This window comes from Fretibacterium sp. OH1220_COT-178 (assembly GCF_003860125.1).
Lineage (GTDB): Bacteria > Synergistota > Synergistia > Synergistales > Aminobacteriaceae > CAJPSE01.
Genome location: NZ_RQYL01000004.1, coordinates 80,934 through 95,568, shown reverse-complemented (window position 1 = coordinate 95,568; position 14,635 = coordinate 80,934). Strand labels below are relative to the sequence as shown.

General features: G+C 61.6%; 11 protein-coding genes. All 11 read left to right on the top strand.

Annotation, left to right across the window (positions count from 1 at the left end; genetic code table 11):
* Position 1: 1 nt before the first annotated feature.
* The 11 genes from recG (at position 2) to EII26_RS02720 (ending at position 14,628) form a co-directional block, all read left to right on the top strand.
* Entirely contained in the window at positions 2-2,056 is a 2,055-nt protein-coding gene (gene recG / locus EII26_RS02770) for an ATP-dependent DNA helicase RecG (protein WP_124887616.1), read from the top strand.
* Between the two features lie 58 nt (positions 2,057-2,114).
* Positions 2,115-2,513: a regulatory protein RecX gene (locus tag EII26_RS02765; protein ID WP_124887615.1), complete on the top strand. Its 399-nt coding sequence runs from the start codon at positions 2,115-2,117 to the stop codon at positions 2,511-2,513.
* 274 nt (positions 2,514-2,787) lie between these two features.
* A complete protein-coding gene (locus EII26_RS02760; protein WP_233572564.1) occupies positions 2,788-4,683 on the top strand; it encodes an ABC-F family ATP-binding cassette domain-containing protein in 1,896 nt (631 codons plus the stop codon).
* A 75-nt stretch (positions 4,684-4,758) separates the two neighbouring features.
* Positions 4,759-5,751, top strand: coding sequence for an HD domain-containing phosphohydrolase (locus EII26_RS02755; protein WP_124887614.1), 993 nt, complete (start codon positions 4,759-4,761; stop codon positions 5,749-5,751).
* A gap of 1 nt (position 5,752) precedes the next feature.
* The gene (locus EII26_RS02750; protein ID WP_158612117.1) at positions 5,753-6,721 is read left to right on the top strand and encodes an HD domain-containing phosphohydrolase; all 969 of its coding nucleotides are present in this window, start codon (positions 5,753-5,755) and stop codon (positions 6,719-6,721) included.
* Positions 6,722-6,757: 36 nt separating this feature from the next.
* Positions 6,758-7,114, top strand: coding sequence for a hydrogenase maturation nickel metallochaperone HypA/HybF (locus EII26_RS02745; RefSeq protein ID WP_158612116.1), 357 nt, complete (start codon positions 6,758-6,760; stop codon positions 7,112-7,114).
* A 35-nt stretch (positions 7,115-7,149) separates the two neighbouring features.
* Positions 7,150-9,189 (top strand): ATP-dependent helicase, encoded by a 2,040-nt coding sequence (locus EII26_RS02740; RefSeq protein WP_124887611.1) that lies wholly within the window; start codon positions 7,150-7,152, stop codon positions 9,187-9,189.
* Complete coding sequence (gene coaE / locus EII26_RS02735) at positions 9,143-9,766, top strand: dephospho-CoA kinase (RefSeq protein ID WP_124887610.1); 624 nt, start codon at positions 9,143-9,145, stop codon at positions 9,764-9,766. The genes EII26_RS02740 and coaE overlap by 47 nt, the downstream gene beginning before the upstream one ends.
* Positions 9,757-12,375 carry a CBS domain-containing protein gene (locus tag EII26_RS02730; RefSeq protein ID WP_124887609.1) on the top strand — a complete coding sequence of 873 codons (2,619 nt, stop codon included), beginning with the start codon at positions 9,757-9,759 and terminating at the stop codon, positions 12,373-12,375. The genes coaE and EII26_RS02730 overlap by 10 nt, the downstream gene beginning before the upstream one ends.
* A gap of 163 nt (positions 12,376-12,538) precedes the next feature.
* Positions 12,539-13,144 (top strand): site-2 protease family protein, encoded by a 606-nt coding sequence (locus EII26_RS02725; RefSeq protein ID WP_124887608.1) that lies wholly within the window; start codon positions 12,539-12,541, stop codon positions 13,142-13,144.
* A 254-nt stretch (positions 13,145-13,398) separates the two neighbouring features.
* Positions 13,399-14,628 carry an argininosuccinate synthase gene (locus EII26_RS02720; RefSeq protein WP_124887607.1) on the top strand — a complete coding sequence of 410 codons (1,230 nt, stop codon included), beginning with the start codon at positions 13,399-13,401 and terminating at the stop codon, positions 14,626-14,628.
* Positions 14,629-14,635 lie beyond the last annotated feature (7 nt).

Here is a 14,635-nt window from a genome sequence, read left to right as displayed (position 1 = left end):
AATGACGGATTTGTCCTCTTCGGTTCGGTTCCTTCGCGGTGTAGGAGAAAAGCGTGCCCAGGCCCTTGCCCGCCTGGGCATTTTTACTGTGAGGGATTTGCTCCTGTTCTTCCCTCGACGCTACGAGGATCGCCGAACGCTCGTGTGCGTGCGGGACCTGCGTGCCGACGCGACCGCCGCGCTGATCGCGGAAGTCGTTTCGCTTCATGCCCCCGCATATTGTGGAGGTCCGATCTCGGTGCTCCTGGCCGACGAGACCGGCAGGGTTCGCGCCGTTTGGTTCAACGGCCAGCGTCTTGCGACGCAGCTGGCCGTCGGAACCAGACTGGCCCTTTACGGAAAAGTGGAGCATCGAGGCGGCCTCCAGCTGACCAACCCCGAGTTCGAGATTCTGGAGGAGGAAGAGGGACCTCGCTCCGTCGGACGGATCGTTCCCGTCTACTCCCTCACGGCGTCACTCGCACAAAAATGGCTGAGGCGTCTGATCGATGAGACACTCGATGCCTATGGGGGCGGACTGGTGGATTTTCTCCCGCGTTCGATCCGGGAACGGCACCGCATGAGGGGGCTCTCGGAGGCGGTTTACGAACTGCATCACCCCGAGGACAGAAATTCATGGCTGAAGGCCAGAAACCGATTGGCCTTCGACGAGCTCTTTCTTCTTCAGACAGGGCTCTTGTTGCGCCGCAGGCGACACGAAGCCTCCTCGGACGCACGTCCCATCAAGCCGGGGCGGCGTTTCGAGGCCCTTATGGGCGCTTCTCTTCCCTTCTCCCTCACGGGGGCCCAACGGCGAGCCGTAAAAGAAATCTTGCGGGATATGGGGTCCTGCACTCCCATGAACCGCTTGCTCCAAGGGGATGTGGGGTCGGGAAAGACCCTGGTCGCCGCTGCGGCCATCCTGGCCGCAGCGGATTCCGGAGTTCAGTCGGCCTTCATGGTCCCGACCGAGATTCTGGCTCAGCAGCACTACTTTAGACTCAGCCATATGTTTGCCCCCTGGGGAATCGAAACCGTCCTTCTGACCGGAGGGCAAAGGGCCGCCGAGCGCCGCTCCGTGCGGGCCTCGCTGCAGGAGGGCGGGGCACAGGTTGTCGTCGGTACCCATGCCGTACTCGGAGACGAGGTCTCCTTCTCCAATCTGGGGCTGGTGGTCGTGGATGAGCAGCATCGTTTTGGCGTCCTCCAGAGGAAGAATCTGATCGCAAAGGGGACGATGCCCCACGTCCTGGTGATGACGGCGACGCCGATTCCCAGGACCCTGGTCCTTTCGGTCTACGGCGACCTGGAGGTCTCCGTACTGGACGAGCTTCCTCCCGGGCGGAGGCCCATCGAGACCCGGCGTGCCGGATTTGGGAACGAGACAGCCCTGACGGAACTGATCCGAGAGCACGTCCGCAGCGGGGGGCAGATTTACTGGGTTTGCCCCGTCATCGAGGAGGAAGAGGGAACGGAGGCGAGAGCGGTCACCTCCCGTTATGCCCTCCTTCTGAAGGCGCTGCCCGAGCTCCGCATCGCCATGCTGCACGGGCGTCTTCCCCTGGAGGAGAAGGCCTCGATCATGAACCGTTTTACGGCGGGGGAGGTCGATCTTCTGGTCTCGACGCTCGTGATCGAGGTTGGATTGGATGTCCCCAATGCGACCCTCATGATCATCGAGGACGCCGGTCGGTTCGGGCTGGCGCAGCTTCACCAGTTGAGGGGGCGGGTAGGGCGCGGCCATGCGCGTAGCGTCTGCGTCCTTTTGGATGGGCCGACGCGCTCGCCGGAGGGGGAGGCTCGCCTCGAGATCATGGCCCGGACTTCGGACGGTTTCGCTCTGGCCGAGGCGGATCTGAAACAGCGGGGGCCGGGGGAACTCTGTGGGATCCGGCAGCATGGACTCACCGATTTCCGCGTCGCCGATCTGGTGCGGGATCGAAGAATACTCGCCCTGGCACGGAAAGAAGCCCGGGAACTTCTTTTACGGGACCCGCAGCTTGCCGCGGAATCCCCGCTCAGGGAGGAATTGACGAGACGGCTCGGGGATGTTTTGAACCTTGCAGGAACCGCGTGAGGAGAGAAAACTTTTGTTTCTGGACGAAGAGAGACTGAATGGACATCGAACCTGGCTTATGCGCCTCCTTACAAGGAAACCCCACACCGAAAGGGAGGTCCTGGAACGCCTGCTCGAACGCGGACTCGCGTCCGAGCAGGCGGAGGGGTTGCTGGAGGAGTTTCGTATGTTGCAGCTCCTTGACGATACAGCCTACTCGCGGCTTTTTGCCGAGGGGCACGAGGGGTGGGGAAACGACCGGATCGACTATGAGCTTTCCCGTCGCGGCGTCTCTCGAGAGGACATCCGCATGGCCTTGTCGGAGGTGGACGAACAGGAACGTGCTCGTGAGCTGGTGGGGGATTGGCTCGACCGGGGCATGGAATTGAAGAGGATCATCGGCAGGCTGCGGGCCAGAGGGTTCTCCGGCCGGACGATAAACTCCGTCACGCGAGAGGACGACGAGACGCCTTGGTGATGGCGCTGCGGCCCCCTCGAGAATCCGGAGCTGTCGAGGTGCGCGTTTTTTGCTGAGCCCATTCTTGTTCAATTCAGAAAAACCGTTGCCCCGAGAGGACTTGCTCTCTTTCCTCCTCTTTCTCCTTCAGAACCCCTTGGACATGAACGTAAGTTGAAGTCCGCTTTTGAGCTCCTCTCGGTTGGTATATACTTCTGGGGTTTGGCTCAAAGAGAACACGGGAGGGATTTGTCTGATCGACATCAAGGGACTTCGACTGTCTTTCGGGGAGAAGGTGATCTTCGACGATGTCGGCTGCCTGATCGGGGAACGCGCCCGCATGGGGCTTGTCGGGAACAACGGGGCGGGCAAGACTACCCTGCTTCGTATCCTGGCGGGGGAAGTCGAGCCGGACGGAGGCAAAGTCGAACGCTCCAAGGGACTGCGGGTCGGCTATCTGCCTCAGGACCTCGTGGAGCTGGAATCCATCCCTGTCGTAGACCTTTTGAAGGAACGGGTGGGCGTTGCCGGCCTGGAGGCGCGGTTGCGAGAGACGGAGCTTGCATTGTCCGCCACGAACGAGGGCTCGCGCGATCTCGCCGGCCTTCTGGAGGAACACGCCCGCCTGGAACGGCGCTTCGAGCACCTGGGAGGCTTCGGGTTCGAGGCGGCGGCCTCAAGAGTCCTGCACGGCCTGGGGTTCGCCCGGGAGGACGGGGAGCGGAATTGCTCGGAGTTCTCCGGGGGGTGGAAGATGCGCATCGCCATGGCGGCCCTGCTGCTTTCGGCCCCGGATGTGCTGCTTCTTGACGAGCCGACGAACCATCTGGACACCGAGAGCATGGAATGGCTGGAGGGGTGGCTGCGCGCCCACAAGGGGGCCATCGTCGCCGTGTCGCACGACCGCCGGTTTCTGGAGAACATGACCGAGCAGATCGCGGAGCTCGAGCACGGGCATCTGACGCTCTATCCCTGTGGCTACGACCGGTATTTGGTCGAGAAGGAGTGCGCTCGTGAGCGGCTGGAGCGCACGGCCGAGGAACAGAGGCGTCGCGTGGAGGAAATCGAACGGTTCGTCAACCGTTTTCGCTACAAGTCCTCCAAGGCCGCCCAGGTTCAGAGCCGTCTGAAACAGCTCGAAAAGATGGATGCGATCGTGATCGACGGGCCCGAAAAGGGTGTCCGTTTTCGCATTCCGGAGGCCCCGGACAGCGGCTGGGAGGTCCTGGGGGTCCGGGGGCTCTCCAAGAGCTACGGGGAGAATCGGGTGTTTGAGGGGCTCGATTTTACCGTCAATCGCGGAGAGCGCGTCGCCCTCGTGGGCGTCAACGGCGCGGGCAAGTCCACGCTGCTCCGGCTGTTGAGCGGGGTGGAGGCTCCGACGTCCGGTACCGTGCGTCTGGGGCACAATGTGAGACGGGCCTTCTATTCCCAGGAGAGCGCCCAGAATGTGAACTACTCTCACACGATCTGGGAGGAGGCCCGATCGGCCCCGTCGATCCTGAACGATGTCAGCCGCCGCAGCCTGTTGGGCGCGTTCCTGTTCTCCGGCTCGGACATCCATAAATCCGTCTCCGTGCTGTCGGGAGGGGAGAAAGCGCGTCTGGCCCTGTTCAAGCTCATGTTGGCGGAGACCAATTTTCTGATCCTGGACGAGCCGACCAACCACCTCGACCGGAGCACCAAGGAGCTCGTGCAGAACGCGTTGCTGCAGTACGGAGGGACCCTCCTCATCGTCTCCCACGACCGCCACTTCTTGGACGCGTTGGCGGAGCGGGTGCTAGAGATCCGCGACGGACGGGTCTACGATTATCCCGGCAACTACTCCTGGTTTTTGGAGAGACGGGAGGCGCTTTTGGGCGGTGGCTGCGAGGGGGCGACGGAGAATATCCGCTTTGGGCGAAGTACGCGTTCCATCCGTCGGCAGGCTGCCGAAGAACGGGAACGTCTCGATCGGGAGCGGCGCGAAATCCGGAAGGAGCTGACCCCTTTGGAGGGGCGTATCGAGGACATGGAGACACGGAGAGACGAAATCGATGCCGCGTTGAGCGATGCCGAGGTGCTCGCGGACTCCGGACGGGTGCGGGAACTCATGGTGGAGCGGAACACGATCGAGCGTGGGCTCGAGGGGGCCTACAGACGATGGGAGGAGCTGTCCCTTCGTCTCGAGAACCTCGGCACGCCCGCCTAGAGGATGAATTTTTGCGTGCGGCTGTCTGGGGTGCCGAGGGGTGGGGAAGCGTGACGGAGAGGACGATCTGAGGTGATGACGGATTCTGTTTTCAACCTCGACTTCGAGAAAATAGCGGGGGAAAAACTGCTGCAGCTGATGGGAGAACGGACCCCGACGAGCATCGCTCTGCTGGACCGGAATTACAACGTGCACTATGTCAATGATCGGTTGGCCAGCACATTGGCGTTTTCGAAGGACGAGATTTGTTCGAAGCGTTGTTTCGAGCTGACGGGCAAGGACAGACCCTGCCCCGGCTGCATGATGGCGAAGGTCTTCGAGAGCGGGGAGAAGGTGGTCTCCATGCGGCGACAGACCCGCAAGGACGGCTCCGCCGTCGTGCTGGAGATTCATGACGTTCCTGTAAAAAAGAACGGGCGGGTCGAGAAAGTGATCGAATTCCTGGTGGACAAGACCCGCATCCTGGAGTATCGGGACCGCCTGGAACAGGATTTTCTCTCCCTGATCGACATTTTGGCCCAGCTCCTGGACTCCAAGGACGCCTACACGGCAAGGCATTCCCGCTGTGTGCGCGACGTCAGCCTGGCTCTGGCTCGAAAACTGGGTATGCCCAGGGAAGAGGAGTTCCGGATGGAGGTCGCGGGAATGCTCCACGACATTGGAAAGGTGGGGGTCCCCTGGGATATCCTCAACAAACCCGGCCGATTGACGGACGAGGAATTTGAGATCATCAAGGTCCATTCGCCACGTGGCGCGGAGATGGTCGCCAGGCTCGACCGTTTTCGCGACATCGGCCCCATCATACGTTCGCACCATGAGCGCTATGATGGAAAGGGTTACCCGGACGGTCTGAAGGGCGAGGACATCCTCTGGGAGGCTCGCATCATCTCGGCGGCCGATGCCTTTCACGCCATGGCTTCGCGTCGATCCTACAAGGATGCCCGGGATCGAGAATACATCAAGGCGGAGTTCCTCAGGGGATCCGGAGGCCAATTCGATCCTCGAATCGCTCAAGCCATGCTGGAGCTTCTGGACACGGAAGAGCTGTCCGACGCCGGAGGCTGGTGAAATGCGCCGTCCTCTGCCCTTTTCTCGGGTCGTACAGCACGAATATGTCCGGATGATCATGGAAAACGTCCCATTAAACTACCTCGTCGTCAGGGGGAACAGGGACTTGGTCCACGTCAATGGGATCCTGAAGTCCGCCCTGGGACGGAGGGAGTGCGGGCCTCTCCCCGAAAAGTGCTACGAGCTTTTCGGCTACGGCGGCCCTTGTCCGGACTGCATGCTCGATCAATGTCGGGAGACGATGGAAGAGGTCCAGAGGCCCTTGGCAACGGCGCCGCGCTTCGGTTCGGTCCTCTACAGCTCTATCGTCGATTTTCCCCTTCTCGATGCAGATGGCCGGAATACGGGGCTCTTTATGGAAATTCTCTTCGACCGTACCGAGGAGGTGGAATTGGAGCGCAGGCTGGAGCACGATTTTGACGCCATGGTCGAGATGTTCTACGAGATTCTGCTCGCCCAGGAGTCCGAGATTGCCAGCAGGAACGAACAGATCGCCTCCATCGCGCTACAGATAGGCAAGGCGATGGGGCTTACCGAGGGCGCGCTGCGGGAGTTGCGGGCGGCGGGGCTCCTGCATAACCTCGGGAAGATCTCGATCTACCAGGAGCGGCTCAAGGAATCCTCCGATCCGGACCTCCACGAGTTCGAGGACTACTCCATCCAGTCCGCCAGGTTGCTGGCCAGGATCGAGCGGATGCGGGGGATTGCCGATATCATCCGCTTTCACCGCAAACCCTTCGATCCGAAGGACGAGTCCCGAAGGACTCCGCTGGGTAGCTCCATTCTGAGGCTGGCTATCATGATAGCCGATTACCTCTCCTCCCTGGGGGATCTGCGGGATCTGGACACCGCCTCGGAGCAGATCCTTCTTCAGTTGCTGAGAGCCCGGAAGGGCCTGGATTTCGACTCCGAGACGACGGAGCGCTTCATCGGAGCCCTGTCGGCCCTGGCCGCCCAGAGTCCTTCGTAGCGCGCGGAAGGGGATGCCGTTTTGCACGAGCTGGCCTTGACGGAGTCCGTGAACAACGCCATTCTTGGCCTTTGCGAGCGGGCGGGCTGGACCCGCGTTCGCCGTATCGTGTTGAAGGTCGGTGGTCTGAGAAGGGCCAACCCCGAGCTCGTGGCCTTCGCTTTTTCCGTGGTCTCCAGGGGGACCGCCACGGAAGGGGCGGAACTGTCGATTTTGTCCCTGCCGATCGTCTTTCGGTGCAGGGCCTGTGGCCGAGACACCGGCAGCGAAAGTACGGCCTTCGTCTGTCCCAGGTGCGGCAGCCCGGATGTGGAGCTCCTGTCCGGGCTCGAGTTGTCCATCGACTCCATGGAGGTGGAAGGCGGCGGAACAAGCCCGGAGGAGGATCTTTGACGGGTTCGAGGATTGATAGTTAAGGAGAAGAGGATATGTCGGACAAGGACATTCTGGAACGCCTCTCGCCCAGGCAACGAGAGGCCGTGACGTATGTAGACGGGCCGCTTTTGATCCTGGCCGGGGCGGGCAGCGGGAAGACAAGGGTCCTGACCCACAAGGTCGCCTGGCTGATTGCGGAGGGGCTGGCAAAGCCCTGGGAGATCACGGCAATGACGTTTACGAACAAGGCCGCCGGGGAGATGCGCGAGCGCGTCTCGGCCTTGGTCTCCTCCGGGGCGGAGGAGGTGCGCGTCAGCACCTTTCACGCCTTCGGCCTGAAGTTTCTGTTCCGGAACCGGGAGGCCGCCGAGGCCCAGGCGGGGGTAAAGCCGGGCTTCGCCGTCTTCGATCGCGGGGACAGCCGTGCCCTGGTCAAACAGATCCTGGAGCGGATGGGGGTCAACACCAAGGATATCGAACCCGCCTCGGTTCTCGACGCCATATCCAGGGATCGGGCGGCCTGGTCGCCGGGGAGCCGGGAGCCCCTTCTGGAGGGCCTGTACCTGGACGTCGCCCACGAGTACCGCAGGGAGCTGAGAAACCGGGGAGCGGTGGATTTCGACGACCTGATGATCGTTCCCCTGCAGATCCTCGCTGCGGACGAGGGGGTGAAACGCTCGGAGCGGGAGCGGATCCGCTGGCTCTTGGTGGACGAGTATCAGGACGTCAACCGGCCTCAGTACTTGCTGCTCCGCTACCTCGTGGGACCGGACTGCCGGCTGAACGTGGTTGGCGATCCGGATCAGTCCATCTACGGCTGGCGCGGCGCGGATATCGGGATGATCCTGAACTTCGAGCGGGATTTCAAGGGGATGGCGGGGCAAAAAGACGCCCACACCATCATTCTGGACGAGAACTACCGTTCGACGGGCAATATTTTGGGTGCCTCGAACGCCCTGATCCGCAACAACTCCGCACGAAAGGAGAAGGAGCTCAAGACCGCACGGGGGCAGGGGGAGAAGGTCCATACCCTGCTCGCAAACAGCGATCTTCAGGAGGCGAGCTTCATCACCGCGGAGATCGGACGTTTGAAGGTGAATCATGGCTACGACTACGGCGATATGGCCATTCTGTACCGTCAGAACACCATGAGCCGCCTGTACGAACAAAAGCTGCTGGAGGCGGCAATCCCTTATAGAATTGTCCGGGGAACGGCTTTTTACGAGCGTAAGGAGGTCCGGGATGTCCTCGCGGTCCTGAAACTGGCCGTGAACCCGGACGACAGGACCTCCTTCGAGCGTGTGGCCGCTTTTGCGATCAAGGGCATGGGGCCGAAGAAACGGGAGGAATGGTCCGGGTGGCAGGCCTCGGGTGCGGTGCCCGCCTCGCCGGCCGGGGATTTCTGGCGTGCGGTGGGTGAGGGGATTTTTCCGGTCAAAGGACAGGTCGGAGGGGCGGTCGCCCTATTCGGCCGACAGATGGCAGGACTTCTGAGGGCCGCAGAGCGCGGCGTGGGGGCCGCGGTCGATTACGTGCTGAACCACATGGGCTACGAGGATTTTCTGAGGGAGAAGAATCCGGAGGATTGGGAGGACCGCATCGACAACGTCATGGAACTCCGCTCCGTCGTCCCCGAGGGAGACCTTGCCGAATCCCTGGCCGAGGCGGCCCTTTTTACGGACGCGGACGCTCAGGATCCCGACGACCGTCGCTCCGTCGGCCTGCTGACGCTGCATGCGGCCAAGGGCTTGGAGTTTCCCGTCGTGTTCCTCGTGGGGCTCGAAGAGGACGTCTTCCCGAACTCGCGGGCGAAGGACGACCCCTCTCAAATGGAGGAGGAGCGCCGGCTCTGTTATGTGGGGATGACACGGGCGGAGGAACGCCTCTACCTCACTGCGGCCCGCAGCCGGCGTCTTTATGGGACGACGCTCGACAAAGGGTTCTCCCGCTTCCTGTTTGAGATCCCCGACGCGTACAAAAATCTGGACGACCGCGGAGGGGAGGAACGTCGGGGAAATTGGGACGGATACGGAGGAAAACGGGGCTATGGCAGTTACGGCACTGGCCATTACCGGGGACGTCGGGGCTGGTAAGTCCACGGTTGCACGCCTTTTCGAGCGCATGGGCGGCGTACGGCTGGACGCGGACGCCATTGTGGCCGAGCTCTGGGGGCGGCCGGATGTCGTCGCAGCCGCCGTCGGCCGCTGGGGCTCGGAAATCCTGGACCTTGAGGGACGTGTCGTTCGGGCTCGGGTCGCCGCACGGTTCTTCTCCTCTCGGGCCGACTACGATTGGGGCTGTGCCCTGCTCCACCCTCTGGCGAGGGCGGAGATGGCCCATCGTGTGAACTCCTTGAACTCCGAGCGAAGCTGGGTCGTTGCGGAGATCCCGATGCTCTTCGAGGGGGGCGTTCCCGAGTGGGTCACGGCGACGGTGTTCGTCACCGCATCCTGGGAGGTTCGGGTGATGCGTTGCCGCGGAAGGGGGTGGGGCGAGGCGGAGCTTCTGAGACGGGAGTCCTTCTTCCTGCCCTCGAAGGAGCGTGCCGACCGAAGCGACTTCGTGGTGCGCAACGACGGCAGCGTGGAGGAGCTCGAGCACGCCGTCCGGTTCGTTTACGAGCAAACCGTAGGCGGCCGGGGGGAAGGAGGAGGCCTGCAATGCAGCTGATCACCAGCCATTTGAACACGGATTTCGACTCTCTGGCCAGCATGATCGCCGTTCAGAAACTCTATCCGGATGCGGTGATCTGCCCCCCGGGTGCCATGAACCGCAAGGTGCGGGACTTCATGGCCCACTACGGGCGCCAATGGAACATTCTGAAGCCCAAGACCGTCCCCATGGATCAGGTCACCCTGATGGTCGTGGTGGACACGCGCGCTCGGAGCCGCATCGGTTCCTTCGCCGCGCTCGCGGGCCGGCAGGATGTGAGCGTACACGTCTACGACCATCACCCTCCCACGGCGGACGATCTTCCCGCGGAGAAGATGGTTTGGCTGCCCATAGGGGCTACGGTCACGATGCTCGTCGAGTTGCTGATCCAGGAGAGAAAGAGGATCTCCCCGGAGGAGGCGACGCTCTTCGCCCTGGGGATCTACGACGACACCGGGGCTCTGACTTACGAGTCCACGACCCCCAGGGACATCCTGGCCGTGGCGCGTCTGAGGGAGATGGGAGCGGACCTGTCGCGCATCCTGGCTCGTGCGGAGGTCTCCATGCCGGCAAGCGAGCGGCACCTGCTGGACGTCCTGGCCGAAAATGCGCGAGAGAGCTATGTCAACGGGGCCAAGGTTTTGTCCACGTGGGCGGAGACCGAGGAATACGTCGAGGGTTTGTCGCTCTTCGTTCACCGCCTTCGGGATTATTGCGACTCCCACGTCACGCTTTCGGCCGTGCGAAGCGGAGGGCGCAAGGTCAGCCTGATCGTTCGCAGCTCTCCCGGGGTGCTGAACGTCAAGGAGTTTTTGACCCCCTACGGCGGCAGCGGACATATCCAGGCGGGTTCGGCCACGATCTTGGAGCGGGAGCCGCAGGAGCTGCTTGAGGAGCTGGAGGAGGACCTGAAACGTCGGATTCCTCCCATGCTGGATGTGGCGAGCGTCATGACCTCACCCGTGCTGGCGGTCTCTCCCGACGCAATGGTCGACGAGGCCTATCGAACGATGCTGAGGTTCGGACATCAGGCTCTGCCCGTCGCCTTGGAAAACGGCGAGGTCGTCGGCATCATGACGCGCAAGGACCTGGATAAGGCTCACCTGCACGGGTTCGACCGCGCGCGCATCCGCGATTTCATGACGGAAGGCGTCATCGGGATCTCCTCGGAGGCCTCGATCGACGAGGCCCACCGATTGATGGCGACCTATAGCTTCGAGCGGTTGCCGGTGCTCAACAATGGCCGGCTGGTGGGGATTCTGACCCGGGCGGACCTCGTCCGCGCCCTCTATCGAAACTTTCAGCCGGCCGGCGAGACGGCTTTGCGGTCCGGTTTTCTCTGGATGGAGGGGATCGCTGCACTGCTCGAGTCCTCGTTCTCCGGGGCGGAACTCGGCCTGTTGCGTCGGATCGGAGCCCGGGCGGAGGCCATGGGGATGAGGGCGTATCTGGTGGGGGGCACCGTCCGCGACATCCTGATGGGGGTGAAAAACGTCGATATCGACATTGCAGTGGAGGGGGACGCGGAGAAGCTGGTCGGGAGTTGGGACGAGCCGGGCTGCCGCGGCACGGTGCACGGGCGATACAAAACGGGAACGATCACCTTCCCGGACGGACTGAAGGTGGACATTGCGACGGCCCGCCGGGAGTTCTATGAGTATGCGGCGGCCCAGCCGACGGTGGTCAGCGATTCCCTGAAGCAGGACCTGGCTCGCCGCGACTTCAGCATCAACGCGATGTCCGTCTCCCTGAGCGAGGGGGACTGGGGCACTCTGACGGACCACTTCGGCGGTCGGGAGGATCTGCGGGAGGGAATTCTTCGCATCCTCCACAACCTCAGTTTCGTTGAGGATCCCTCTCGCATTCTCAGGGGCATCCGCTTGGAGCAGCGATTGGGACTGAAGTTCGAGGACAACACGCTGCGTCTTCTCCACGGTGCCCTTCGGGGAGGTTTGCTGGGGCGACTGTCCGGTCCCAGGGTACGCGCGGAGCTCGAGATCGATGCCGGAGAGGCGCGCTTTCGCCGAATCGTTCTGCGGATGCAGGAGCTGGGGGTCTGGGAGGCTCTGTTCCCCGGCCTTCGTCTTGGTCCATCCATAGAGCGCAGGCTCCGTGTCCTCGAGCGCTTTCTTCCGAGGGCCCGCAGGATCGGAGTCGACTTCAAGGGGATGGAGTGGCTGCCCGGCATGGCCGCGGTACTGCTGGAGTCCCCCCAGAGCGTACGCTTTGCCGCGATGGATCGGTTGAGCTTGAGCCCGGCGGAGAGGCGGGAGATGTCGATCTGTCTCGATTGCTGGCCACAGGTCGAGCAATTTCTTGGGGGAAGAAAAAATCCGAGGAACTCGGAGGTCTACCTCTTCTTCAAACCGTATGGTCCGGTGCCCCTCTTGTTCTGGATATCCTGCATGAAACGGGGGCAGTCCCGCCGCCATGTCGTTCGGCACCTGCTCTCCTGGAGACCTCTGCGAGGCGAGCTGACCGGGGACGACCTCGTCAGGGTGGGGCTTTGCGGCCCCGAGATCGGAGAGGTGCTCCAGGGAATACGTCTGGCCCGAATGGACGGGGAGATAGTGACCCTTGCGGACGAGGAGGACTACGTCAGAAGCCATCTGGAGCGGAGGAAATGAACTTTTGCCGCGTTTTTTACCGAGGAATCTGCGGGGGCGATTTCCTCTCCGGATCTGTAAAATGGGTGGCGTCGTCGCTTGAAGACGGGGCTGAACGCCGGCGGTAAATTCCGGGGACCGACCTCGGGAAGGAGTGAACGTTTTGAGGCTTTTCCAGAATCCCATGATGCTTTTGCTGTCGTTGCCCGCCGTGTTGTGGGCCATATCGTTCCACGAGTTCTGCCACGGCTATGCAGCCAAACTGGTGGGGGATCCCACGGCAGAACGTTCGGGGCGGTTGTCGCTGAATCCGCTGGACCATTTCGACCTGGTGGGAACGCTCATGCTTCTTTTCGTCGGGTTTGGCTGGGCCAAGCCCGTGCCGATCAACACTCGCTATTTTCGCCATCCGCGGCGCGATCTGGTCATCGTTTCCCTGGCGGGGGTGGTGGGTAATGTCCTGACGGCAATCGTCTGTGTGCTGTTTCTTCGCTTTTACGGTCAAACCTGGGGCCGATTTTTGGGCGATGCCGGTTTTACGGTTCTCGCTCAGATGATCAACATCAATATGGGACTGGCCGCCTTCAATCTGATCCCGATTCCGCCTCTTGACGGCTCCAAGGTCCTTCAGGCTTTTTTGCCCTTCAAATACCTGAGGCACTATTACTGGCTGGAGCAGTACGGCATGATCATTCTTCTGGTGCTCCTGCTGACCGGCATTATCAACTTCCTCTTCAATCCGATTCTCAGGCTCCTGTGGAGCCTGTTGCCCTTCGGCAAACCTTTTTGATGCGGAGGATCTCGTCCCGAGTGCCGAACTTCATTTGTAAACAAAAGTAAAACATAAAGAAACCATTGACTTGGCGTTCATAATCGCCTATACTGGCATCCATCTTTCAGCGAGGAGCGTCCTGCGGCGCTCCTCTGCCCTATTCAGGGCAGAACGTTGTGCCAAGCCCTCTATGCCGGAGGAACGCGGAATTCGGTCCGGGCTCCTCTAGCATCGATGAGATTGTTTCATTCAGGAAAGGAGTTGAAGGGACGATGGGGAAGAAAGGGAAAGTCGTCCTCGCCTACAGCGGTGGTTTGGATACTTCGGTGTCCGTGCTTTGGCTCTCTGAGCAGGGGTACGACGTGGTGACGATGACTGCGGACATAGGCCAGAGGGTGATCGACCTTCAGGCGGCAAAGAACAAGGCGCTGCACAGTGGGGCCGTCAAAGCCTATGTTTTCGACCTCAAAAAAACTTTTGTCGAAAAGTACGTCTGGCCCGCCCTGAAGGCCAACGGGATGTATCAGGGGACCTACCCCCTGACCTCGGCTCTTTCCCGCCCCTTGATTGCCAAGATGCTGGTGGACATCGCCCACAGAGAAGGGGCCAGCGCTGTGGCACACGGATGCACCGGCAAGGGACAGGACCAAGTGCGAATCGAGGTCTGCGCCACGGCCCTGAACCCCATGCTGGAGGTCCTGGCCCCAGTACGGGACTGGCATTTCAGCCGGGAGGCCGAGGTGGAGTACGCCATCAGTCACGGTATCCCTGCCCAGGCGACGAAAAGCGCGCCCTACAGCATTGACGAGAATCTCTGGGGACGGGCCATCGAGTGCGGAATGCTGGAGGACCCCTGGAACGAACCGCCCGAGGACGCCTACCAACTGACGGTCAACCCCCTTGAGGCCCCGGAAAGACCGGATTTTGTGGAGCTCACCTTCGAGCGCGGAATCCCGGTTGCGCTGAACGGGGAGAGGATGGACGGAGCCGGGCTTATTCTGAAACTGAACGATTTGGCGGGAAGCCATGGTGTTGGGCGCATCGACATGATCGAGGACCGGCTTGTCGGTTTCAAGAGCCGCGAGGTCTATGAATGTCCCGCTGCCATTACATTGCTGAACGCCCACAGGGCCCTCGAGACCATAACTCTGGACAAGCGGGTGTTGACCACAAAAAGGGAACTCGAGGTGCGGTTCGCCGAGCTGACTTACGAGGGCTATTGGTTCTCTCCCCTCAAAGACTGCATCGATGCCTTCATCGATGAGACCCAAAAGTACGTGAGCGGTACAGTGAAGGTCCGCCTCTTCAAAGGACAGGCCGTCGTCCGTGGCATGAAGGCCGACAAGGCGATCTACAAACACGATTTGGCGACCTACTCCGAGGGAGATGCCTTCGACCATGCGGCGGCAGCCGGTTTCATCAAGATCTGGGGCCTGCCCATCCGTACCTGGACTTCGACCTTTCCCAGGAACAATGAAGAGGACCTGTCCATAGAGGCTTAGCGTTCTT

Excerpts from the sequence above, each read along its gene's own strand:
- recG (WP_124887616.1), top strand. The coding sequence starts at position 2 with ATGACGGATTTGTCCTCTTCGGTTCGGTTCCTTCGCGGTGTAGGAGAA.
- EII26_RS02765 (WP_124887615.1), top strand. The coding sequence starts at position 2,115 with ATGCGCCTCCTTACAAGGAAACCCCACACCGAAAGGGAGGTCCTGGAA.
- EII26_RS02755 (WP_124887614.1), top strand. The coding sequence starts at position 4,759 with ATGACGGATTCTGTTTTCAACCTCGACTTCGAGAAAATAGCGGGGGAA.
- EII26_RS02750 (WP_158612117.1), top strand. The coding sequence starts at position 5,753 with ATGCGCCGTCCTCTGCCCTTTTCTCGGGTCGTACAGCACGAATATGTC.
- EII26_RS02740 (WP_124887611.1), top strand. The coding sequence starts at position 7,150 with ATGTCGGACAAGGACATTCTGGAACGCCTCTCGCCCAGGCAACGAGAG.
- coaE (WP_124887610.1), top strand. The coding sequence starts at position 9,143 with ATGGCAGTTACGGCACTGGCCATTACCGGGGACGTCGGGGCTGGTAAG.
- EII26_RS02730 (WP_124887609.1), top strand. The coding sequence starts at position 9,757 with ATGCAGCTGATCACCAGCCATTTGAACACGGATTTCGACTCTCTGGCC.
- EII26_RS02725 (WP_124887608.1), top strand. The coding sequence starts at position 12,539 with ATGATGCTTTTGCTGTCGTTGCCCGCCGTGTTGTGGGCCATATCGTTC.
- EII26_RS02720 (WP_124887607.1), top strand. The coding sequence starts at position 13,399 with ATGGGGAAGAAAGGGAAAGTCGTCCTCGCCTACAGCGGTGGTTTGGAT.